Below are 21,617 nucleotides of genomic sequence, written 5' to 3' on the forward strand. Positions count from 1 at the left end.
TATCCCACTACCGGCGAGTAAGCTCGATCTGTAGCCCGGACGAACGGGTTACCCCAAAGCTGCTCCGGAGTGCGTATCCCCCAATAACGCACTCCGGAGCTCTTTGTTTTGCGCAACGTTCCACATCGGCGCCGTCCCGGACCGCAGGCTTGAAACATACCCCTAGGGGGTATATGTTGAGGGCATGAGCGAGTCAGAAGATCCCGGCACGGCGAGTCTGGACGCTGTTCCCCTTGACGCCCGGCCCCCTGAGCACGGCTACACCTCCAACAAGGACGCCTACCTTCGCCGGCTCAAGCGGATCGAGGGGCAGGTCCGCGGCATCGCCCGAATGGTCGACGAGGACAAGTACTGCATCGACATCCTCACCCAGGTCGCCGCAGTCACCAAGGCCCTGCATGCCGTGAGCCTGGGGCTCGTCGAAGAGCACATCGGCCACTGTGTTGTTGGCGCCGCCGCCGAGCCGGATCCGGAGCTCCGTGCGGAGGCCATCGACTTCAAGGTCAAGGAGGCCACCGATGCCATCGGACGCCTGCTCCGCTAGGACCCGTACCACCCACCACACCACCGGGCCGGGGAACCACACCCGGCCCAGCGACAAGGAGCACTCCATGGCCACCGTTTCCACCACCGTCAACGTTTCCGGCATGACCTGCGGCCACTGCGTGTCCTCCGTCAGCGAAGAACTTGAGGCGCTCTCCGGCGTCGAAAAGGTCGACGTCGACCTCAACGCCGGCGGCATCTCCACCGTCACGATCACCTCCAGCGAAGCACTGCAGTCCTCCGAAATCGGTGAGGCAGTCGCCGAGGCCGGCTACCTCGTGGTCGCCAGCGAAGCCTGAGGGACGATCGCGCCGGGCGCGCGCAGGCGCCGGAACGGCAAACGCCGTCGGGCGCAGACAACGGAACAGCAGACGACGGAACAGCAGACGACCAATCGAGCGGGAAAAGAAGGGCGCCGTGAGCAGCGAGCAGTTGTTGGACCGGGCCGGGAGCCGCGTCATTGACCTCGATATCGAGGGCATGACCTGCGCCTCCTGCGTCAACCGGGTCGAGCGCAGGCTCGGAAAGCTCGACGGCGTCGCGGCCAGCGTCAACCTGCCCCTGGAGTCCGCCCGCGTCAGCGTCCCCGCGGACATCACCGACGACCAAATCACCGCCACGGTCGCGGCCGCGGGCTACAAGGCCACCATCCGGTCCGCCAGGTACCCGGGCACGCCGGTGGAGCCTGCAGAACTCCCGGCCGGCACCGGGGTTCCGCCCGGCACGGCCGCCCCCTCGCTCCGCCCGCGGCTGGTTGTGGCGGCCGTGCTCACCGTCCCTGTCCTCGCGATCTCGATGATCCCGGCGTTCCAGTTCCCGAACTGGGGCTGGGTGGCCGCGATCCTGGCCCTGCCGGTGGTTGCCTGGGCGGCGTGGCCGTTTCACCGCGCCGCGGCCATCAACGCGCGGCATCTGGCCTCGACCATGGACACCCTGGTGTCCATCGGCGTGATTGCCGCCTACTCGTTCTCGGCCGGGCAGCTCCTTGCCGACCCGGGCATGACCGAACATCCCGCAGCCGAGGGCATGGGCTCCGGCGGCCTGTATTTCGAGGTCGCCTCCGTGGTCACCACATTCCTGCTGCTTGGCCGCTACCTCGAGGCCAACGCCAAACGGAAGGCGGGAGATGCCCTCAAGGCCCTCCTGGACCTGGGGGCCAAAGACGCGACGGTCCTGCGCGGCGGCACCGAGCACAGGATCCCGGCCGACCAGCTGGGCCTCGGCGACGTGATCGTGGTCCGCCCCGGCGAGAAGATCGCCGCCGACGGCGTCGTCATCGACGGTTCCTCTGCGGTGGACGCCTCCCTCGTGACCGGCGAATCCGTGCCCGTGGAAGTCGGCCCGGACAGCCAGGTCACCGGGGCCACCATCAACACCTCCGGCCGGCTCCTGGTCCGTGCCACCCGCGTCGGGTCCGAGACCACCCTGGCCCAGATGGGCAGGCTCGTCTCGGCGGCGCAGACCGGAAAAGCGCCGATCGCCCGGCTCGCAGACCGCATCAGCGCCGTCTTCGTACCGGTCGTCCTGGCCATCGCCGCCCTCACCTTCGCGGCGTGGCTGATGGCGGCCGCACCGGACGTCAGCGCCGACGAGCTCCGGAGCGCCTTCACCGCCGCCGTCGCCGTGCTGGTCATCGCCTGCCCCTGCGCCCTCGGGCTGGCCACCCCGGTCGGGCTGCTCACCGGGACCGGGCGGGGCGCCCAGCTGGGGATCCTGATCAAGGGCCCGCAAGTCCTCGAGGACACCCGGACGGTGGACACGATCCTGCTGGACAAGACCGGAACCGTCACCACCGGCCGCCTTGCCGTGGACGGCGTCCAAAGCTTCGGGCGGTACAGCGACGCGGACGTCCTGCGCCTGGCGGGGGCTGTGGAAAACGCCTCCGAGCACCCGATCGCCCGGGCCATCGCCGCTGCCGCGTTGGCCGCGGCGGCGGGGCGCGTGAACCACGACGGCGCCGGCCTCCCCGCCGTCGCCGGCTTCCGCTCCGCCCCCGGCGGCGGCGTCCGGGGCACCGTTGACGGCCGGCTCGTGGTCGCGGGGCGCACCGGCTGGCTGCTGGAGTCCGGCGTGGCCCCTGCCCCGGCGCAGCGCGAGGCACTGGGGGCTGCCGAAGACTCTGGCGCCACGGCGGTCTGGGTTGCCGTGGACGGCGAAACCGCCGGTCTCATCAGCCTGCGGGACACCGTGAAGCCCGGTTCCGCGGCCGCGGTCACCCGGCTCCGGGGACTCGGGCTCCGGCCGATCCTGCTGACCGGCGACAACGCCGCTGTGGCCGCCCAGGTGGCGGCCGCCGTCGGGATCAGCCCGGATGACGTCTTCGCGGGTGTGCTCCCGGCGGGCAAGGTTGAGGCCGTGCGGAAGCTGCAAGCGGCCGGCGCCACTGTGGCCATGGTCGGGGACGGCGTCAACGACGCCGCGGCGCTGGCGCAGGCGGACCTGGGCATCGCCATGGGCTCCGGCACCGACGTCGCCATCGAGGCAGCCGATCTGACGGTGATGGGCAACGACCTCGGGCAGGTGGCGCAGGCGATCGGGCTGTCCCGCCGGACGCTCGGCACCATCAAGACGAACCTCTTCTGGGCCTTCTTTTACAACGCCGTGGGCATCCCGGTGGCAGCCCTGGGCCTGCTCAACCCGATGATCGCCGGCGCCGCCATGGCCGCCAGCTCCGTGCTGGTGGTGGCCAACTCGCTGCGGCTGCGCGGCTTCGGGAAGTAAGCCGGCCTTAGCCCCGGCGCTCCCGCCTCAGGCTGCGCCATAGCGGATGGCAGCCCTGGCTTTGGCCTTGGCCGCCTCCTCCCCGCGGTCCTTTGCCGGGGCGTGGGTCACCAGGGAGTCGAGGAGGTGCTGCGTCACATGGGCAATCTCATGCACAGCCCGGTTGAAGGCCTCCTCGTTGGCCTTGGACGGCTTGGTGCTGCCGCTGATCTTGCGCACGTATTGCAGCGCGGCGGCCTCCACCTCCGCGGTGGTGGCGTGGGGTTCAAAATTGTGGAGGGTCCGGATATTTCGGCACATATCTCCATGCTAAGGGCCTTCGGGCCCGGGAACGAGGGGCCCGGGCCCGAACGGACAACCAATTACGGCACGGGCTCGCAGTCGTTCGCGTGGTCCAGCGCTGCCGCGCCGGTGCCGGACGGGGCCCGGAGCTCGTCCAGCCGGACCAGCACCACCCCGCCGACAATCAGCAGTCCGCCCAGGAGCTGGATGGGGCCGGGCAGTTCGCCGAGCAGCAGCCACGCCCAGACGACGGCGAACAGCACCTCGGTGAGGGAGACAAAGGACGCGACTTTCGAGCCGAGTGCCCGCGCGGCGACAATTCCGGACACGTACGCCACCACCGTGGCCAGGACCACGAGGCCGCCCAGCGCCACCCACCACGGGGTGATCCAGGGCCCCAGGCGGGTGTCGGCGGTGCTGAAGGCCATCGGCAACAGCCCGGTTGCCGCGGTCAGCCACATGACGATGGCGCCCACCATGAGCCCGCCGGAGGCCAGAAGGATGGGCGGCAGGGTGTCGTTTTCCTTGGCCGTAATGAAGAAGTAGATGGCCAGGCACACCGCGGCCGCGATCCCCCACAGCACCCCGATGAGGTCGACCTTGACGGCTCCGGTGAGGTCCAGGACCAGGACCAGCCCGCCGAGGGACAGGAGCGTGCCGGCAATGGTCAGTGGCCGCGGCCGTTTCCGGCTGGCGGCCCACAGCCAGAGCACGATCAGGACCGGCGCCAGGTACTCCAGCAGCAGGGCGACGCCGACCGAGAGCCGGGATACGGCGTTGAAATAGAACAGCTGGCAGGCGGCGACGCCGATGAATCCGAACAGCAGCACGGTCAGCCAGTTGTCCCGGAGCTGGTGCCAGCGCCCACGCAAGGAGGGAAGAGCAAAGACGGCCAGAATCAGGGCCGCACCGGTGAGCCGGGCCGTGACGGCCGCCCCGGGAGTCCAGCCCGTTTCCAGGAGCGCCTTGGCGAATGATCCGGAGAGCCCGAACACCGCGGACGAAAACAGGGCGACGCCCAGGCCCGATGCCATGAACCCGGATGGCGCGGCGGCCCGCGTGGTGCCCTGCCTGGCGCCCTGTTTGCTACCCCGCTTGCCTTCGAGTTTGCTTCCCCGTTTGTCTTCCTGCAGAGCGCCGCCCGGTTCGGAGGCAGGCCGCTGGGCGGCAAGGTCTCGGACCGGGGTGGCGGCGGGACGCTGGGGGGCAGACACGGGCATTCTCCTGTCAGGAGTAAAGTAGGGTTATGCTCATGACATTACGCCCCGGCAAGGTAAGGAGTCAAGATGGTTTTTGCCCCTGACACGGAAGTTGCCCTGCGTTCTGTGGTCAACCTCATCAACACCGCGGCCAACGGTGAGGAACATTTGGCCACGGTCAAGGATCTGGACGGCTTCCTGGAGGCCGAGGGCTTCACCGGTTCCCGCACGCGGGACGGGGCCGAGCTGGCAAGCGTGCGGCGGCTGCGCGGTGAGCTCGCCGAGCTCTGGCAGGCCGGGGAGTCGGCGGCCGCGGAGACCGTGAACCGGCTGCTCCGGGAGGCCCGGGCGCTGCCCCAGCTGGTCAAGCACGACCCCTGGGACTGGCACCTGCACGCCACCACCCCGGAGGCGCCGCTGGCCGACCGGATGAGTACGGAGGCGGCCATGGCGATCGTGGACGTGATCCGCAGCAAGGAAATGGACCGCCTGCTCGTGTGCGCCGCGGACGACTGCGACGCCGTCGTGCTGGATCTGAGCCGCAACCGTTCGAAGCGCTACTGCGACACGGGAAACTGCGCCAACCGCGCGCACGTGGCCGCGTACCGGGCCCGGAAAGCCGCGTCCTGACGCCGCGGGCGCCGCTGGGAGGCGTATGCCTGCTAAGCCCCGCTGTTAGGAGCCGCTGTGAGGCCTACGCCTGCTAAGCCCGGCTGTTAGGCCCGTGGCCCGTTGTCGCGGGAATCGCCGGGGCCGGCCTCGGGCCGGGGGTGCGCTGACGGGCCGCCATGGCCGGAGGGCGTGCGCTTGGAACTGAGGTTAACGCCGGAGCCTTTCCCCAGATCGGCGGGGTTCTCCTTGTGGCTCATGGCCAGCATGGCGGCCACCACCAGGATCACAATAAAGGCGATCCCGGCGCCGATGAGCGCCAGATCGAAACGGGGTGCGCGGGCACTGCCGCCCGAGGCGAAGATCAGGACGCCGAAGAAAACCACCACGGCCCAGAATGCGGAGAACATGAGCGGTCCCTTGACCGAGGTCCGCAGGTTGCGGGGCGCTCCGGGTTTCTGCTGTGCCAAGGTGTTTTCCTCCTGCAGCCCGCGCAAAAGCGCGGCTGTCTTGTTACCGCAATTGTTCTACGCCGGGTAGAACCTGTCGGTACTAGTTTACGGCCTCCGCGGAATCGCCCGGAGCATCATGGCGCAGGGTCAGTCCGGACAGCATCCACAGGACGCCGCTGATGATGGCCCCGCCGCCGGCAACGCCGAGGAGGGCGTGCGGGCCGAGGCCGATGAAGAACGGCAGCGCAACCGCAGTGCCCAGCCCGATCACACCGGAGGCGATCCAGTCGCGGGCCAGCACGGACCGGCCGCGGCAACGAATGCCCGCGAACAGCTCCGCGGCGCCGGCCACGCCCAGGCCCATTGCCGCGATGATTCCGAAGACCAGCGGGGCGGGGATCAGGGCCACGGCCGCGCCGGCTCCGGCCAGGGCTGCTCCGCCGGCGGAGAGGACCCTGCCGGCGCCTTCCTGCGGGCGGAATCCGGTCTTGGGCACGGTCCAGATCATCACCACACCAGTGGCCAGCACGTACAGGCCGCCGGCCCAGCCCATGCCCGACTCCGGGGGCGCCGCCCAGAACACGGTGACCGCGCCAAACACGAGCGCAACGGCCGCCCTGACAAGCACGGGCTTGAAGAGGTCGGCCGCGGCGCGGATGGCAGGGGTCGCGTCAGGCGCTGCGGGAAGAGTCACCCGTCCAGTTTAGTGCGAAGCCGCCGCTGCGCGCGCCTGCCCGCGGGCGGGACCAATGCTCACCCAGCCTGCACTCACCGCGCGCCGAGGACCATCCACCGGTCCGTCCGGGCCCGGAGACCCAGCGTCAGCGCCCGCGCCGCCATGTAGCCGAGTGAGAAGGCGGCCCACAGCCAGAGCAATCCCGTCCCGGCACCGGCGCCGGAAGACAGCACGGCCAGCAGCAGCGGCAGGTAGGCGGCGAGATTGACGACCCCGGCGATCGCCAGGTATTTGGCGTCGCCCGCGCCGATGAGGACGCCGTCGAGGACAAAGACGTATCCGGCCAGCGGCTGCCCGGCGGCGAGCACCCAAAGGGCGACGGTAAGCGCCGCCTGGACCTCGGCGTCGGGCGTGAAGAGGGCGCCCGCCCATGGTGCCGCGGCAGCCAGAAGGACCCCGGTCAGGGCGCCGAAGCCGAGCCCCCACCGGGTCATGGTTCGCGTCAGCGCACGTGCCTCCGCCGGCCGGGCCGCGCCGAGTTCCTTGCCAATCAGGGCCTGGGCCGCGATCGCGAGGGCGTCGAGGGCGAAGGCGAAGAATGTGAAGATGGTCATGGCCAGCTGGTGCGCGGCGAGATTGACCGGCCCCTGGGCGGTGACCACCACCACCGTGGCGAGAATCGCAATCCGCAGGCTAAGCGTGCGCAGCATCAGCCAGGAACCCACTCCGGTCAGGGCCCGGATGCCACGCCAGTCCGGCCCCAGGGACACCCCGTTGGTGCCGGCGTTGCGCCGGACGATCAGCACATAGACGGCCGCCATGGCCCACTGCGCGATGCTGGTGCCCACGGCCGAGCCGGTGACGGACCAGCCCAGCCCGTAGACAAGGACCAGGTTCAGGGCGATGTTCAGCGTGAACCCTGCGGCGGCGACGATCAGCGGGGTCCGGGTGTCCTGGAGTCCGCGCAGCACGCCGGTACCCGCGAAGATGAGCAGCATCGCCACGAGGCCGGGCATGGACCCGCGCAGGTAGTCCACGGCAAACCCATGCACCTCGCCGCGGGCGCCCATCAGGTCCAGCAGCGGCCCGGCGGCCAGGAATCCCGCGACCGCAAGGACGAGTCCGAGCAGGAGCGCCAGCCAGATGCCGTCGCGTCCGGCGGCGAGGGCCTTGGGCAGCTGGCCGTTGCCGATGGCCCGCGCCACTGCCGGCGTCGTGGAGTACGCGAGGAACACCATCAGTCCGACTGCCGTGTGCAGGACCGCCGATGCCAGCCCGACGCCGGCCAGTTCGGCCACGCCGAGGTGGCCCACAATGGCCGAATCCGCGAGCAGGAACAGCGGCTCGGCGATCAGCGCGCCGAAGGCCGGCACTGCCAGGCGCAGGATCTCCCGGCGCTGCCCGGTGGACGGCGGCGGGGCGGTGGACAGCTGCGGGGAAGGTTGCACGGCTTAACCCTAGCCGGGCCAACGCATCGACCCAGTCCGACATTTAGTTGACATTTCAACTAAATGTCGGGGAGACTTGACGTTGAACGCCACCGAAGCCGCAGCGGCAGAGAGCCGCGACGCCTCCTCCTTACGAAACGGTATTTCCCATGAACCAGCCCGCCCTGACCACCTCCGCCCGAACCATCCTGCGCGTCATCGCCGGTTTCCTGTTCGCCGCCCACGGCTGGCAGAAATTCAACGAATTCACAATCGCCGGCACCCAGGCCGCCTTCACCCAGATGGGAGTCCCGGCAGCCCAGGCGGCGGCTCCCGTCGTCGCCACCCTCGAGCTCGTCGGCGGTCTCGCGCTGATCCTGGGCGTGCTCACCCGCGTCTTTGCGGCCCTCCTCGCCCTGGACATGCTCGGCGCCCTGTTCATGGTCCACGCCTCCGCCGGCGTCTTCGTCGCAACCGGCGGCTACGAACTCGTCCTGATCCTGGCGGCCGCCGCCGCAGCCGTGGCCCTCGTCGGCGCCGGCAGGCTCTCCGCCGACCGCGCCCTCTTCGGCCGCGCCGACTCGAAGCTCCGCGTCCTGGCCTAAGGCACACACGGCTCCGCTCACGGCCTAGAGAGCGCGACGGCGGGCGGTCACCTTCTGGTGGCCGCCCGCCGTCGCATGTCTTCGGGTTACGGCGGGGTTATGGCGTACCGGACAGCCATTGTGTCGCCGGCCGGCGGCACGCGCCGGGCGAATCAGTAAACTCACAATATGAGCGAGAACGCGCCCAATTCCGTGACCCTGCGCTTCCTGGCGGCCCCCACCGATGTCGGCCACAGCGGCTCGGTCGACGCCGGCACCGTGCTCGAGTGGGTGGACAAGGCCGCCTATGCAGCCGCCGTCGGCTGGGCAAAGTCCTACTGCGTGACGGCCTACGTGGGGAACATCCACTTCGCGGACCCGGTCAACAGCGGCGACATGGTGGAGGTCGAGGCCACGATCGTGTACACCGGGCGGTCCTCGATGCATATCCGCACCGTGGTGTCCTCGGGCGATCCGAAGGGCGGGCCCGCCACCATGCGCAGCCAGTGCATCGTGATCTTCGTGGCCGTGGGCGCGGACGGCAAGCCGATACCGGTGCCGCAGTTCGTCCCCGTGACGCCGGAAGAAATCGAACAGCGGGACCACGCGCTGGCCCGGATCAAAGTCCGCGAGGACATCGTGGAGGCCATGAGCGCACAGGAATATACCGACGCCGGCACGGCCGAGCGTGTGGTGCTGCGGTTCATGGCGGCACCCACGGACGTGAACTGGGGCGGCAAGGTGCACGGCGGCATCGTCATGAAATGGATCGACGAGGCTGCCTACGTCTGCGCCTCCCGCTACTGCGGCAAGGACACCGTGGCCGTATTCTCCGGCGGCGTGCGGTTCTACCGGCCGCTGCTGATCGGCCACGTCGTGGAGGTGGAGGCCCGGCTGGTCTACACCGGGACGAAGGGCATGCACATCGCCGTCCACGTCCGGTCCGGAGACCCCAAGGGGCGCGAGCTGAACCTGACCACCTACTGCCTGACCGTCATGGTCGCCCGCGACGAGACCGGCACCTCGGTTCCGATTCCGCAGTGGGTGCCGGTGTCCGCGGAAGACATCCGGCTCCACGCCCACGCCCGCGAACTGCTGGAAATCCGCGGCCGGGCCCCGGGGAACCGGCTGCCCAACCACCTGCTCGCGGCCCGCGACCGCTAGGGCCGGACAGGGGCCGGGGGGCTAGAAGCCGCCGCCACCGCCGGCGTCGGCGGCCATGTTGGCGAACCGCGAGTAGTGGCCCTGGAAGGCCACCACAATGTCTTTTGTGGGGCCGTTACGGTGCTTGGCGATCAGGATGTCCGCCTCACCGGCGCGCGGGGACTCCTTGTCATAGACGTCTTCGCGGTGCAGCAGGATCACCATGTCGGCATCCTGCTCGATGGAGCCCGATTCGCGCAGGTCCGAGACCATGGGGCGCTTGTCCTGGCGCTGCTCGGAGCCACGGTTCAGCTGCGACAGCGCGATCACGGGCACCTGCAGCTCCTTGGCCAGGAGCTTCAGGGCACGGGAGAACTCGGAGACTTCCTGCTGGCGCGACTCCACCTTCTTGCCCGAGCTCATGAGCTGCAGGTAGTCCAGGATCACCAGCTTGAGGTCATGCTGCTGCTTCAGGCGCCGGCACTTGGCCCGGATTTCCATCAGCGACATGTTGGGGCTGTCATCGATGAACAGCGGCGCATCGTTCATCCGGCCCATGGTGGTGGCAATCTTGGACCACTGCTCGTCCTTGATGGTGCCCTTGCGGAGGTCCTGGAGGCCGATCGTGGCCTCGGCGGACAACAGGCGCATGGCGATTTCGTTGCGGCCCATTTCGAGGGAAAACATGACGGTCGCGAGGTTGTTCTTGATGGCGGCGGAGCGGGCGAAGTCCAGCGCGAACGTGGACTTGCCGACAGCGGGGCGGGCGGCGATGACGATCATCTGGCCCGGATGCAGGCCGTGGGTGAGTTCATCGAGCTCGTAGAAGCCGGTGGGGACGCCCACCATGCCCTCGCCGCGGTGGCCCGAGGCCTCGATCTCGTCCACGGTGGATTCCATGACGTCCTTGAGGACCACGTAGTCCTCGGCGGTCCGGCGTTCGGCGACGGCGTAGACCTCGGCCTGGGCCTGGTTGACCAGGTCTTCGACCTCGCCGTCCTGTCCGTAGCCGAGCTGGACGATCTTGGTGCCGGCGTTAACCAGGCGGCGCAGCACCGCGCGTTCGCCCACGATTTCGGCGTAGTAGCCGGCGTTGGCGGCCGTGGGGACGGTCTGGATGAGTTCGTGCAGGTAGGCGGGTCCGCCGATCCTGTTGATTTCGCCGCGCTTGGTCAGCTCGTCCGAGACGGTCACGGCGTCCGCGGGCTCGCCGCGGCCGTAGAGGTCGATGATGGCCTCGTAGATGGTTTCGTGCGCCGGACGGTAGAAGTCCTGGCCACGCAGGATCTCAACGACGTCGGCGATGGCGTCCTTGGACAGCATCATGCCGCCCAGGACTGACTGCTCCGCGGGAATGTCCTGCGGAGGCTTGCGGCTGCCTTCGGCTCCCCGCGTACCCTCGACTGAGTCCAGATGCGTAACTGACAAAACTGCCGTCCTTCATTGTGTGATGCCGAATCGCTGTGACGCCGAACCGCTGTGACGCCGAACCGCTGTGATGCTGAACCGCTGTGAAGCCGGCGGCAAACCCCGGCACATGCCGGCCGCTCTATTCCTACCAGTCAGCTCCGACAGTTCGCGCGGTCCGACCACCGCCGTTATCCACAGTGTTGGTGCGGCTCCGTGGGCCATCGGGCCCCGGGGTCGGTGGCCTGGTTGGCACCACCCGGCGACCGCAGGTTTTCCGCTTCCCACGCCCGATATCCTGCAACGTTATCCGCCGATGGGGCAGGCACCAACCCGGCCACTCCGCTGCCCTGTGGATAACCTGTGCACTAGTGCCTGATGCTTGTGCACAGTCTGTGGGTAGAGCTGTGGATAGAAAAAAAGTTAAGCCTGTAATCCGTACTTGACCTGCGGAAATGTTGGATTCATCTTGTGGACACAAAACAATTTCCGCCAAGCTTCATCCACAGCCTGCACCTTGGGGCTGGGGATACGAGGCAGCACAGGAGGCCACATTTGCCGCCCGATACGCACATTTTGTGACCGGATTCATCCCACCGAAGCGAATTGACGCCGGCCGCCGCGCGCTGTATGCGAGGTACGGAACATGCTGTGGATAACGGCAATCTGGCATAAGCTCTAAACATGGGCGATGTACTGATAGTCATGTTGCCTGCCCTCATCCTCACGGCGGTGCTCTGGGCGGCGGTCACGGCGCTGAAGCCGCGGAACCACGGCATCTCAGAGGCCGAGCGCTACCAGCAGGAACTGGCGCTCAAGTCCCAGGCCCACTACGCGGCGCAGGTCCGGGCTGCCGAGGCCTCCCGCGCCCGGATTGAAGCGACCACGCGCCCCAGCCAGAACTCCCAGCAGCAGTCGCAGCAGGCCGACCACGCCCGCTCCGCCCTGTTGGGCCGGGACGGCTCCGGCCACCAAGGTGGGTTGTCCGCCATTGGACACCTGAACCCCCAACTCCTCCTGCAGCTGCAGTCGCTGGCCCACGACGGCCACAAGACGAAGGCCGTCCGGCTGCTGCGGCAATCGACCAACTCGGACCTGAAGACCGCAAAGAATTACGTAGATCGGCTCTAGCACATGGACTCCCTGCTCATTCCCGTACTGATCCTGGTGCTCGTGGCCGCCGCCGTGCTGCTGACGGTGCGGGCGTGGAGCCGCCGCGGCGAACGCACCAGGCCCGCTCCAGCGACGCAGCCGGACCCCGATTCCGCGGAGCTGGCCCGGACGGCGGCCGCCAGCCTCACCCAGGAGCAGCACCGGCAGCTCTACGCGCTCATCGCGCAGGGGCAGGCCATGGCCGCTATCAAGGTCTACCTCGAGGCAACAGGCGAGGGCCTCCGGGCGTCCCGCGACGCCGTCGCGGCACTGGCAGCCCACCCCCAGCCCTTCCGCGCCCCGGAGCCAGCGCCGGCGGCCGTTCCGGACGACGACGACGTCCCGCAGCGTTTCTCGTACCGCTACCGCGCGATCGCCAGCAAGGGCGATGTCACCCGCGAGGTGAGCAGCAACATGCTCAATGATGAGATCTACGGGAGGATCCGCACCCTGGCCAAGAGCGGCGACACCGAGGCCGCAGCGACCGCCCTGACCCGCCACTCGGATATTTCCATGAAGCAGGCCCGGGAATTCATCGCACTGCTCGGCGACTGAGCACCGCCGGCCCCACGCCCAGTCCGGGCCACCCTCAGGGCCCGGTAGTCCGCAGGGCTAGAAGTCGAACAGGTCCCCCAGCCAGCTTTCCTTCTTCTTGGGACGGCGCCGGTCATCGTAACGCGGCTGCTCATACCGCCCCTGGTCGGGGCGGGGACGGTCGCGCCGCTCATCGTACCGGCGGTCGTCATAGCGGCGGTCATCCGGACGCCGGTCATCCCGGCGCGGGTCCAGGTTGTACAGCGGGGGCGGTATGTGACCGGGTGTAGTAGGTGGCATCGCTGCCGGCGGCAACGGCGCGGCGGGGCCTGCAGCTGCCGGGCCCAGTGACTCCGCCGCACGGTCGATGATCTTGTCCAGCTCTCCCCGGTCCAGCCACACCCCGCGGCATTGGGGGCAATAGTCGATCTCCACACCGCTGCGTTCACTCATGATCAGGTCAATAGAATCCACGGGACACTTCATGTCCCGGACAACGAGCGGGCGGCCGAAAAGGTTCGGACGGACGCTGCAGGTTCGGAAGGCCGGCGGCCCTACCGCTGGGCAGAGATCCCGGCGAGCAGCTGCTCAAACGGCAGGGACTCCAGCGCGGCCGGCTTCTGCTGCGGCCCTGAGTCCTGCAGCAGGGCGACAAACTCCCCCGCCGCCCGGTCCACGCGCACCGAGAGCGGCGAGCCGCCGTCGTCGTTGTTTCCCCAGTCCTGCGGGCCGGCGAAAACCGCGGTGGCGGCGATCCGGGTGCGCAGGTAGGTGAAGAGCGGCCGCATCGCGAAGTCCAGCACCATCTGGTGCCGGTCCGTTCCGGCGGTGGCCCCGATCAGCACGGCCTTGCCTTCGAGCGCCTTGGGGTCGAGGACGTCGATGAAGGACTTGAAAAGCCCGCTGTAGGATGCGCTGAACACGGGGCTGACGGCGATCAGGCCGTCAGCGGCCTCGACACCGGCGATCACTTCGGCCAGCCGCGGAGCCGCATATCCGGTCACAAAGTTGTTGGCGATGTCCACGGCGAGGTCCCGCAGCTCCAAGACCTCGATCTCCACTGCGTAGCCGGCCGCGGCAAGCTGCCGCTCGGCCGAGGCAGCCAGCTGGTCCGCCAGCAGGCGGCTCGAGGAGGGGACGCCGAGTCCGGCGGAGATAACGGTGATACGGCGGGTTTCCACGGAGTGCTCCTAAGTTGAATCCTGGTCAGCAACACGACTACATGCGTTTGCATCTACCTTTAGAAGCGGCGGGCGCGGGGATTTATTCCCGGGCACCCGCGCCGCCTGACAGGACTGCCGCGCTCTGTCAGACTGCCCTCATGGCTGACAACAAAACACAGGCAACCGGCGCGTCGGTTCAGGAGTTCCTGGCTGCCGTCGAGCATCCGGTCCGGCGCGCTGACGGGTTCCGCCTACTGGCACTGATGTCCGAAATCACGGGCGAACCGGCGCAAATGTGGGGTCCGACGATTGTGGGCTTCGGCCGCTACCACTACAAGTACGCGAGCGGCAGGGAGGGCGATGCCGCGGCGGTCGGCTTCTCCCCCAGGAAATCCAGCCTGTCGCTCTACGGCCTGACGTATGGGCCGGAGGCCGCCGAACTCCTCGGCGGGCTGGGCAGGCACAAGCTCGGCGCCGGCTGCCTGTACGTCAACAAGCTCGACGACGTCGACGAGGCCGTGCTGGCGGAATTGGTCCGGCTCGGCTACCGGCATGTCACCACGGTGCTGCACCACGGCTAGGCCCCGTGCGCTGGCGTTAAAAGCAGAAGGCTCCCGCCTTCGGTCCCTCAGAGGGGTCCGGAGGCGGGAGCCTTCCAGCAGTTCAGGACTGCAGCCGGTGAGGGCTACTTGCCTGCGACTACGTCGAGTTCGATCACAGCGGAAACGTCGTCGTGGAGACGGACGTTTGCCTGGTAGGAACCGGTCGACTTGATGTGTGCCGGCAGTTCAACCTTGCGCTTGTCGATGCGGCCCAGGCCTGCGGCCTCAACAGCGTCGGCCACGTCGCCCTGCTTGACGGTGCCGAACAGGCGTCCGGTTGCGCCAGCCTTGACGACCAGCTTGACCGGCTTGGCGGAGAGTGCAGCAGCCTGCTTCTGAGCGTCTTCCAGGGAAGCGTGCTCGCGGGCAACGCGGGCAGCCTTGATGGACTCAACCTGCTTCTCGCCACCCTTGGACCAGGTCAGGGCGAAGTTGCGGGGCAGCAGGTAGTTACGTGCGTAACCGTCCTTGACCTCGACAACGTCGCCAGCAGCACCGAGACCGGTTACTTCGTGGGTCAGAATGAGCTTTGCCATTTTAGTTAATCCCTTCCTTAGCCGCGGCCAGCGCCGGAGTAAGGCAGCAGAGCAACTTCGCGGGCGTTCTTGATTGCCTGGGCGATCTTGCGCTGTTCCTGCACCGTGACGCCAGTGACGCGACGGGCGCGGATCTTTCCGCGGTCGGAGATGAACTTGCGCAGCAATGCTACGTCCTTGTAGTCGATGACAGTGATGTCAGCGGCCTTCAAGGGGTTGGACTTTGGTTTGGGCTTACGGAGTTCAGCCTTAGCCATCGTGGAGCTCCTATTCGATGGAGCCCGTGGATATTGATCCACGGGATGGTGGTGATCCGGCGCTGTCTGCACCAGGCCGCCTTGCGGCGGCCAGTCGGTTTTCGTTGCCGGACCTTAGATGTTGTTTAGAAGGGAGGTTCGGAATCCGGGCCGTTGCCCCAGCCGCCGCCCGCATTGCTGACCCCGGGCGTGGCCCACGGGTCTTCCTGCGCGGCGGGCTGGTTGCCGCCCCATGTCCCACCGGTGTTGCCGCCCTGGTTTGCACCCTGGCCGCCACCGAATCCACCGCCGCTGTTGCCGCCGCCGAAGCCACCCTGGCCACCCTGACCGCCGGAGCGCTGGGTGCGGTTGACCTTGGCGTTGGCGTAGCGCAGGCTCGGGCCGATTTCATCGACCTCAAGCTCGATAACGGTGCGCTTCTCGCCTTCTTTTGTTTCGTAGGAACGGCTCTTCAGGCGGCCGGAGACGATCACGCGCATGCCCTTGGTCAGGGACTCGGCGACGTTTTCGGCTGCTTCGCGCCAGACCGAAGCGCGGAGGAACAGGGTTTCCCCGTCCTTCCACTCATTGGACTGCCGGTCGAAGGTGCGGGGAGTAGAAGCGATGGTGAAATTTGCTACGGCCGAACCGGACGGTGTGAACCTGAGTTCGGGGTCATTGGTGAGGTTACCGATAACCGTGATAGTGGTTTCGCCTGCCATCTACTGCCTCCTTGTGCGTTCCTGCGGGGATGAAGATTGAAGGTTGGCCGCTGAATTACTCAGCAACAACTTTCTGCTCTTCGGGGCGGGTGATCTTGGTGCGCATGATGGTCTCGTTGAGACTCAGCTGGCGGTCAAGTTCCTTGGCGGTAGCCGGCTCAGCGGTGAAGTTCACCACGGCGTAGATACCTTCGGACTTCTTCTGGATTTCGTAAGCCAGGCGACGACGGCCCCAGATGTCAACCTTTTCGATGGTTCCACCATCGTTGGTGATGACGTTCAGGAACTTCTGAAGCGACGGCTCAACGGCACGCTCTTCGACCTCGGGGTCGATGATTACCATCAATTCGTAAGGACGCATATGTGAACCCACCTCCTTTGGGCTAAGCGGTTACGGCATTTCCGTAACAGGAGGTTCATTTGCGGTGCCATGCAATGCCCGGCCGCCGGAACGGAGGCAGGGCGCAGCACAGACTTCAATATCTTAGTGCATCGGGGCTGGTTTCGACGATTCCTGATGGGGCCACGCTAGACCCGGGCGCCCGGCGCCGGAAGCGGGCGGGACGCTCATGTGGAAAACCGCCGCACGGAGCGCGGCGGGGCGGGTTGCCGGGACAGGGTCTGTGCCATGATCTGAAAATGGACACCGACACCGATTCCTCCTCCGTGCCGCCACCGGTACGCCGCAGCCGGCTGCGGTTCGCGGCCATGATGATGGTCGGCGTGATCGCCGCCGCGGTGACCGGGCTGGCAGGGTACTGGGTGGAGGCGCCGGCGGTCGGCTGGACCTGCGCCGCGGCCTGCTACGTGGTCTGGGTCTGGCTGGTGGTCGGCCGGCTGGACCCCACCCAAACCAGGGCCCACGCCACGGCCGAGGACCCGTCCCGCAGCGTCACCGACCTGCTGATCCTGACCACGAATGCGGCGAGCCTCGTCGCGGTGGCCGCCGTCGTCATCGATTCCCACAGCACTGACACCTGGGCGCGCTTCGGCGGCGGGCTGTTGGTGCTGTCCTCGGTGGCGATGTCCTGGCTGCTGGTCCAGACCCTGTTCACGCTGCGGTACGCCGAGCTGTACTACAGCACCGACGTCCGCGCGGGGGCGGCGGTTGGCGGCATCGACTTCAACCAGGCCGGCCCCCCGCAGTACACGGATTTCGCCTACCTCGCCACGAGCCTCGGCATGACCTACCAAGTCTCGGACACTGCCCTGGAAAACCACAGTGTGCGCGCCGAGGCGCTCAAACACAGCCTGCTGTCCTATGTTTTCGGGACCATCATCCTGGCCGCCACACTCAACCTCGTGGTCGGGCTGACCGTCTAGGCCCGGCTCAGGCCCGGCCACGCCCGCCAGGGGTCCCGGCCGGGCTGGCCGGGGCACCGCCAGGCGTCAGGCCGCCGTCCGGAAAAACGTCCGGGTCACCACGGCCAGCCGGTGCGGGTCCTCGACACCGCAGAGCTCGCGTGCCGAATGCATCGACAGCAGGGCGACGCCGACGTCGACCGTCCGGATTCCCAGCCGCGTGGCGGTCAGCGGGCCGATCGTGGACCCGCACGGCATCACGTTGTTGGAGACGAATTCCTGGTACGGAATACCGGCGTCGGTGCACAGCCGCGCCCAGAGGGCGGCCCCGGCGGCGTCGGTCGCATAGCGCTGGTTGGCGTTGATTTTCAGCAGCGGACCGCCGTTGAGGACCGGCCGGTTGGCGGGATCGTGCCGCTCGGGATAGTTCGGGTGCACGGCGTGGCCCGCGTCCGCGGAGACGCAGAACGAGGCCGCGAAGGCCTGCCGCCGCTGGCTTGCCGAGGCACCGAGTCCGTCCGAGATCCGCACGAGGACATCTTCGAGGATGGGCCCGCACGCCCCGGACCGGGACGCCGAGCCGATTTCCTCGTGGTCGAAAGCGGCCAGCACGGCGATGGGCGCACCGTCCGGCAGCGGCGTGGCGGCGTTCGCCACCAGGGCCGTGAGCCCTGCGTGCGTCGCGGAGAGGTTGTCGAGCCGGCCGGAGGCGAAGAATTCGCCCCTGGCGCCGAACACCGCCGGGGCCTGGGTGTCCGCGATGACGACGTCGTACCCGCCGATCTGCGCCGGATCCACCTCGGCGTCGGCAACCCGGTCCGCGAGGAGTCCGAGCAGGTCCTCGCCCGCGGGATCGCCCAGGCCAAAGACCGGATTCATGTGCTGCTGCTTGTCCAGGGCCAGGCCCTCATTGACGGCCCGGTCCAGGTGGATGGCGAGCTGCGGGAAGCGCAGCAGCGGGCCGGTGGCCGTGAGGTGCTGCGTGCCGTCGCGCATGACGAGCCGGCCGGCGAGCTGGAGTTCGCGGTCCAGCCAGGAGTTCAGCAGGGGTCCGCCGTAGACCTCGACGCCGGCCTGCAGCCAGCCGAACTTGCCGGTGGTGGGCTTCGGCTTGAGTTTGAAGGACGGCGAGTCCGTATGCGCGCCGAGGATGTTGAAGCCCGTGGTCGGTCCGGCGCCTGCCGGCACCACCCAGGCGATGAGGGCACCGTCGCGGATCACGTAGAACTTGCCGGCAGTGGCGGCCGCGGGCTCCGGCCAGGGCTGCAGTTCGTCCAGGCCCGTGAAGCCGGCCGCGTCCAGCCGGCGCGCGGCTGCGTGGACGGCGTGGAAGCTCGACGGCGACGCGCTGACGTACGCGCCGAGGTCCTGGATGTGCTCTGCGGCAGTGCTCGGTGTTGGCATGGCTCCGAGTCTAGTCCGGCGCGCACGGGCCCCGGAGACGGGCGACGCCGTGCCTAGACGGTGACGTTGAGACCGGCGGCGTAGCCCGCGGCTACCGAGCCGGTCATGGTGGCCAGCTGGTAGATGCCGCCGTCGTCGCCGAAGACGTTGTCGGACTTCAGCGTGGTGCGGGGGAAGTTCTGCGCACTGGATTCGTACCCGGCCGACCCGTAGACCTCCTTGCAGGCCGCCTCGGTCAGCGCGATCTGTGACACCGCCAGGACCTGGCCGGCCGCCGTCGCATTGTTCATGGACTCGAACACTTCGAAGTGAATGTGCGGCCAGCGGCCGTTGTAGGCGCCGGGGTAGACGGTCCTGAAGGTGACCTGTCCGTTGGCGTCGGCCTCCTGGACGCCGCGGAGGTAGTTCTCGTTTTGAAGCCCGGAATCGTACATGGAGTATTTGCCCTCGCGGTCACAGTGCCAGGCGTAGACTGCGGCACCGGCCAGCGGGGTGCAGCCGTTGGCGTTGTCGAGCAGGGTCAGGGTGACGGTCAGCGGTACGCCCTCGGCCGTGCTGGTAGAGGTCCCGAAGCTGGACGTGATGTCCTGACGGACCACACCGGATGCCTCGAGGACGTTGGGACCGTTGGAACCGTCACCGGGGAAGGGTCCGGCGGTTTCCTGCGGGATTTCAACCCCGCACTCGGCGATTGCCCGGGTCAGCGTCGGAGTGGCCGAGGCCGAAGTCGCTGCGGCCGACGTTGCCGCCGCTGTTGCCGCCGACGTCGCCGCGGCCGACGTCGGACCGCCGCCGGTGCCGCTGGTGCCGGCCGGGCTGCAGGCCGCGAGGGCCGCGGCCGTTCCCGCGCCGAGGAACATGCCCAGCGACCGGCGGCTCACGAGGGTGGAGAGATCGAATTCCAGGCCGCGGTCATGGTTGGGGTGCGGCTCGTGCGGGGGCTGGGGCATTTTTGTCATGAGCCCATCGAACCCGGCCGCGCTATGGGCTGGCTAGTCCCTTCCTGTGATGCGGCTGTGCTCCCGCTGGACATGCCCTCCGCTCGGCCCGGGGACTGTGCATGTCCCCCCGGCATGCAGGGAGATGCCCGCCCCTCGGCCCCGGGACTGGGCATGTCCCGCGGCCCGCATGGAGATGCCCTCCCCTCGCGCCGAGCAGTGGACATAATGGCGCTATGTCCACTGGTGGGCGCGGGGGGAGGGCATGTCCGGTGGTCCGGGACCGCAGCGGGGGCCTTCCGGGCTACGACACCGGACGGGCGCCCACCGTGGCGTCCTCGGCGCCAGCCTCGGAGTCAGCCACCGTGGCGTCCCCGGTGACAGTCCCGGCGGCACCTGCTGCGGGAACAGCGGCCTTCGAACCGTTCCTGCGGTAGCGGACGACCCCGATCCCCACGACGACGGCGGCGAGAGCCAGCGAGAGCAGCAGCGATTCCCGCGTGGATTCCAGGATCACCATGCCGATCAGCAGGGCCACGATGCTGACGATCGAGACCCAGGTCAGGTACGGGAAGAGCCACATTTTCAGCTGGAGGTCCTTGGCGGCGGCCCCCATGCGGCGGCGCAGGATCAGCTGCGAAGTCGCGATGACAAGCCACACGAACAGCGCGATGGCGCCGGAGGTGTTGACCAGGAACAGGAAGACCGTGTCCGGGGCGACGTAGTTCAGTCCGACGGTGACGAAGCCGACCACCGTCGAGGCCAGCACCGCGGCAGCAGGCACGCCGCGCCTGGAAATCCGCATCCACGACTTGGGGGCATCGCCGCGGCGGGACAGCGAGAACAGCATGCGGCTGGCGGTGTAGAGGCCGGAGTTCAGGCAGGAGAGCACCGAGGTCAGCACCACAATGTCCATGATGGTTCCGGCGCCGGGGATGCCGAACAGCTCGATGACCGCAACGTAGGGGCTCTTGGCGACGGAAGCGGAGTTCCAGGGCAGCAGGGTGACCACAATGGCGATGGAGCCGATGTAGAACACGAGGATGCGCCAGACGGTGGACTTCACGGCCTTCTTGACGGCATCGACCGGGTTCTCGGATTCGCCGGCGGCGATGGTGGCAATTTCGGCGCCGAAGAACGAGAACACCACCACGAGGATGCCGGCCAGGACGGCGCCGGGGCCGTTGGGCATGAACCCGCCGTTGCCAATCAGGTTGTCCAGGCCGGGCGCCGGAACGCCGGGGACGAGGCCCAGGATCGCGGCGGCGCCGAAGAGCAGGAAGAGCACGATGGCCGCGACCTTGATGGACGCGAACCAGAACTCGAACTCGCCGTACGACTTCACGGACCCGAGGTTGGTCAGCGTCAGCAGCACCATCAGGGCAAGTGCCCACACCCACTGGTCAATGCCGGGGACCCAGCGGTGCATGATCGCTGCCCCGGCCGTGGCCTCGATGCCGAGGACAATGATCCAGAACCATGCGTAGAGCCAGCCGATGCTGAACCCCGCCCAGCGGCCCAGGGCCTTGTCCGCGTAGGTGGAAAACGAGCCGGTTTCCGGGTTGGCCGCGGCCATCTCGCCCAGCATCCGCATGACGAGGATGACGACGAGGCCCGCCGCGGCATAGGCAACCAGGATGCCAGGGCCGGCCTGCTGGATCGCCGCACCCGAACCGACAAACAGTCCGGCGCCGATCACGCCGGCGATCGCAATCATGGACAGATGCCTGGGTTTCAGGGATTTTGAGAGCTGCTGGTCAGCGGGCATGGAAGCGCCGTCCTTCGTGGGGGGGTTCAGGCCCGCTCTGTGCCGGCACGGAATCGAATCCATGCTGTGCGGCGGACCACAATGTCGTTTCACACTAGACCGCGCGGCGCACGGTCCGTCTTGTGCAGTCCCACAAATGACGGCGGGTGAGACCGGGCTATCCCCCAATGGGAAGGCCGATGGGGCAACCAAAGTTGCCTCACGGGCAATTCGGCAA

Annotated in this window: 25 protein-coding genes; 10 read left to right on the forward strand and 15 right to left on the reverse strand. The window is 68.1% G+C overall.

The window, feature by feature from the left end; all coding sequences use genetic code 11:
- Positions 1 to 184: 184 nt before the first annotated feature.
- From C560_RS0109170 to C560_RS0109180, 3 genes are all read left to right on the forward strand, one after another.
- A complete protein-coding gene (locus C560_RS0109170) occupies positions 185 to 544 on the forward strand; it encodes a metal-sensitive transcriptional regulator (protein WP_026537986.1) in 360 nt (119 codons plus the stop codon).
- Between the two features lie 67 nt (positions 545 to 611).
- Complete coding sequence (locus C560_RS0109175; RefSeq protein ID WP_018775347.1) at positions 612 to 842, forward strand: heavy-metal-associated domain-containing protein; 231 nt, start codon at positions 612 to 614, stop codon at positions 840 to 842.
- A 181-nt stretch (positions 843 to 1,023) separates the two neighbouring features.
- On the forward strand, positions 1,024 to 3,264 hold the full coding sequence (locus tag C560_RS0109180) for a heavy metal translocating P-type ATPase (protein WP_442853151.1): 2,241 nt from the start codon (positions 1,024 to 1,026) through the stop codon (positions 3,262 to 3,264).
- 27 nt (positions 3,265 to 3,291) lie between these two features.
- On the opposite strand, the gene C560_RS0109185 is transcribed toward C560_RS0109180, so the two are convergent.
- Positions 3,292 to 3,564: a DUF2277 domain-containing protein gene (locus tag C560_RS0109185; protein ID WP_026537988.1), complete on the reverse strand. Its 273-nt coding sequence runs from the start codon at positions 3,562 to 3,564 to the stop codon at positions 3,292 to 3,294.
- Positions 3,565 to 3,626: 62 nt separating this feature from the next.
- A complete protein-coding gene (locus tag C560_RS0109190; RefSeq protein WP_051082338.1) occupies positions 3,627 to 4,580 on the reverse strand; it encodes an EamA family transporter in 954 nt (317 codons plus the stop codon).
- A gap of 252 nt (positions 4,581 to 4,832) precedes the next feature.
- On the opposite strand from C560_RS0109190, the gene C560_RS0109195 reads away from it, so the two are divergent.
- The gene (locus tag C560_RS0109195) at positions 4,833 to 5,375 is read left to right on the forward strand and encodes a CGNR zinc finger domain-containing protein (protein WP_026537990.1); all 543 of its coding nucleotides are present in this window, start codon (positions 4,833 to 4,835) and stop codon (positions 5,373 to 5,375) included.
- Between the two features lie 86 nt (positions 5,376 to 5,461).
- On the opposite strand, the gene C560_RS0109200 is transcribed toward C560_RS0109195, so the two are convergent.
- The 3 genes from C560_RS0109200 to C560_RS0109210 all read right to left on the reverse strand — a co-directional run bounded on the left by C560_RS0109200 (position 5,462) and on the right by C560_RS0109210 (position 7,930).
- Positions 5,462 to 5,824 (reverse strand): hypothetical protein, encoded by a 363-nt coding sequence (locus C560_RS0109200; protein WP_043422877.1) that lies wholly within the window; start codon positions 5,822 to 5,824, stop codon positions 5,462 to 5,464.
- A gap of 82 nt (positions 5,825 to 5,906) precedes the next feature.
- Complete coding sequence (locus C560_RS0109205; protein WP_026537992.1) at positions 5,907 to 6,500, reverse strand: hypothetical protein; 594 nt, start codon at positions 6,498 to 6,500, stop codon at positions 5,907 to 5,909.
- 74 nt (positions 6,501 to 6,574) lie between these two features.
- The gene (locus C560_RS0109210; protein WP_043422849.1) at positions 6,575 to 7,930 is read right to left on the reverse strand and encodes an MATE family efflux transporter; all 1,356 of its coding nucleotides are present in this window, start codon (positions 7,928 to 7,930) and stop codon (positions 6,575 to 6,577) included.
- A 149-nt stretch (positions 7,931 to 8,079) separates the two neighbouring features.
- Between C560_RS0109210 and C560_RS0109215 the strand changes: the two genes are divergently transcribed.
- Together C560_RS0109215 and C560_RS0109220 are read left to right on the forward strand one after the other, a co-directional pair.
- On the forward strand, positions 8,080 to 8,514 hold the full coding sequence (locus C560_RS0109215) for a DoxX family protein (protein WP_026537994.1): 435 nt from the start codon (positions 8,080 to 8,082) through the stop codon (positions 8,512 to 8,514).
- Between the two features lie 168 nt (positions 8,515 to 8,682).
- Positions 8,683 to 9,657, forward strand: a complete 975-nt coding sequence (locus C560_RS0109220; protein WP_026537995.1) for an acyl-CoA thioesterase — start codon at positions 8,683 to 8,685, stop codon at positions 9,655 to 9,657.
- A 21-nt stretch (positions 9,658 to 9,678) separates the two neighbouring features.
- Here C560_RS0109220 and dnaB read toward each other — a convergent pair whose 3' ends face one another.
- A complete protein-coding gene (gene dnaB / locus C560_RS0109225; protein ID WP_018775337.1) occupies positions 9,679 to 11,064 on the reverse strand; it encodes a replicative DNA helicase in 1,386 nt (461 codons plus the stop codon).
- Between the two features lie 663 nt (positions 11,065 to 11,727).
- Between dnaB and C560_RS0109230 the strand changes: the two genes are divergently transcribed.
- Both C560_RS0109230 and C560_RS0109235 read left to right on the forward strand, forming a co-directional pair.
- Complete coding sequence (locus tag C560_RS0109230) at positions 11,728 to 12,174, forward strand: hypothetical protein (RefSeq protein WP_026537996.1); 447 nt, start codon at positions 11,728 to 11,730, stop codon at positions 12,172 to 12,174.
- A gap of 3 nt (positions 12,175 to 12,177) precedes the next feature.
- Complete coding sequence (locus C560_RS0109235; RefSeq protein WP_026537997.1) at positions 12,178 to 12,750, forward strand: hypothetical protein; 573 nt, start codon at positions 12,178 to 12,180, stop codon at positions 12,748 to 12,750.
- Between the two features lie 57 nt (positions 12,751 to 12,807).
- Here C560_RS0109235 and C560_RS0109240 read toward each other — a convergent pair whose 3' ends face one another.
- Positions 12,808 to 13,215, reverse strand: a complete 408-nt coding sequence (locus C560_RS0109240) for a TFIIB-type zinc ribbon-containing protein (RefSeq protein ID WP_043422850.1) — start codon at positions 13,213 to 13,215, stop codon at positions 12,808 to 12,810.
- A 68-nt stretch (positions 13,216 to 13,283) separates the two neighbouring features.
- A complete protein-coding gene (locus C560_RS0109245; protein WP_026537998.1) occupies positions 13,284 to 13,910 on the reverse strand; it encodes an FMN reductase in 627 nt (208 codons plus the stop codon).
- Between the two features lie 140 nt (positions 13,911 to 14,050).
- Here C560_RS0109245 and C560_RS0109250 point away from each other — a divergent pair, with 140 nt between their 5' ends.
- Positions 14,051 to 14,473 (forward strand): DUF1801 domain-containing protein, encoded by a 423-nt coding sequence (locus tag C560_RS0109250; protein ID WP_026537999.1) that lies wholly within the window; start codon positions 14,051 to 14,053, stop codon positions 14,471 to 14,473.
- 104 nt (positions 14,474 to 14,577) lie between these two features.
- Here C560_RS0109250 and rplI read toward each other — a convergent pair whose 3' ends face one another.
- The 4 genes from rplI to rpsF all read right to left on the reverse strand — a co-directional run bounded on the left by rplI (position 14,578) and on the right by rpsF (position 16,349).
- Positions 14,578 to 15,030, reverse strand: a complete 453-nt coding sequence (rplI, locus tag C560_RS0109255) for a 50S ribosomal protein L9 (protein ID WP_018775331.1) — start codon at positions 15,028 to 15,030, stop codon at positions 14,578 to 14,580.
- Positions 15,031 to 15,047: 17 nt separating this feature from the next.
- Positions 15,048 to 15,287: a 30S ribosomal protein S18 gene (rpsR, locus tag C560_RS0109260; protein WP_003800144.1), complete on the reverse strand. Its 240-nt coding sequence runs from the start codon at positions 15,285 to 15,287 to the stop codon at positions 15,048 to 15,050.
- Positions 15,288 to 15,412: 125 nt separating this feature from the next.
- Positions 15,413 to 15,988 carry a single-stranded DNA-binding protein gene (locus tag C560_RS0109265; RefSeq protein WP_018775330.1) on the reverse strand — a complete coding sequence of 192 codons (576 nt, stop codon included), beginning with the start codon at positions 15,986 to 15,988 and terminating at the stop codon, positions 15,413 to 15,415.
- A gap of 55 nt (positions 15,989 to 16,043) precedes the next feature.
- On the reverse strand, positions 16,044 to 16,349 hold the full coding sequence (gene rpsF / locus C560_RS0109270; protein WP_026266755.1) for a 30S ribosomal protein S6: 306 nt from the start codon (positions 16,347 to 16,349) through the stop codon (positions 16,044 to 16,046).
- Between the two features lie 278 nt (positions 16,350 to 16,627).
- On the opposite strand from rpsF, the gene C560_RS0109275 reads away from it, so the two are divergent.
- Positions 16,628 to 17,311 carry a DUF1345 domain-containing protein gene (locus C560_RS0109275; RefSeq protein ID WP_026538000.1) on the forward strand — a complete coding sequence of 228 codons (684 nt, stop codon included), beginning with the start codon at positions 16,628 to 16,630 and terminating at the stop codon, positions 17,309 to 17,311.
- Between the two features lie 66 nt (positions 17,312 to 17,377).
- On the opposite strand, the gene C560_RS0109280 is transcribed toward C560_RS0109275, so the two are convergent.
- The 3 genes from C560_RS0109280 to C560_RS0109290 all read right to left on the reverse strand — a co-directional run bounded on the left by C560_RS0109280 (position 17,378) and on the right by C560_RS0109290 (position 21,400).
- Positions 17,378 to 18,694, reverse strand: coding sequence for a M18 family aminopeptidase (locus C560_RS0109280; protein WP_026538001.1), 1,317 nt, complete (start codon positions 18,692 to 18,694; stop codon positions 17,378 to 17,380).
- 53 nt (positions 18,695 to 18,747) lie between these two features.
- Positions 18,748 to 19,644, reverse strand: a complete 897-nt coding sequence (locus C560_RS0109285; RefSeq protein ID WP_442853152.1) for an intradiol ring-cleavage dioxygenase — start codon at positions 19,642 to 19,644, stop codon at positions 18,748 to 18,750.
- A gap of 292 nt (positions 19,645 to 19,936) precedes the next feature.
- Positions 19,937 to 21,400 carry an amino acid permease gene (locus C560_RS0109290; protein WP_026538003.1) on the reverse strand — a complete coding sequence of 488 codons (1,464 nt, stop codon included), beginning with the start codon at positions 21,398 to 21,400 and terminating at the stop codon, positions 19,937 to 19,939.
- Positions 21,401 to 21,617 lie beyond the last annotated feature (217 nt).

It is taken from the genome of Arthrobacter sp. 9MFCol3.1 (assembly GCF_000620385.1).
Classification (GTDB): domain Bacteria; phylum Actinomycetota; class Actinomycetes; order Actinomycetales; family Micrococcaceae; genus Arthrobacter.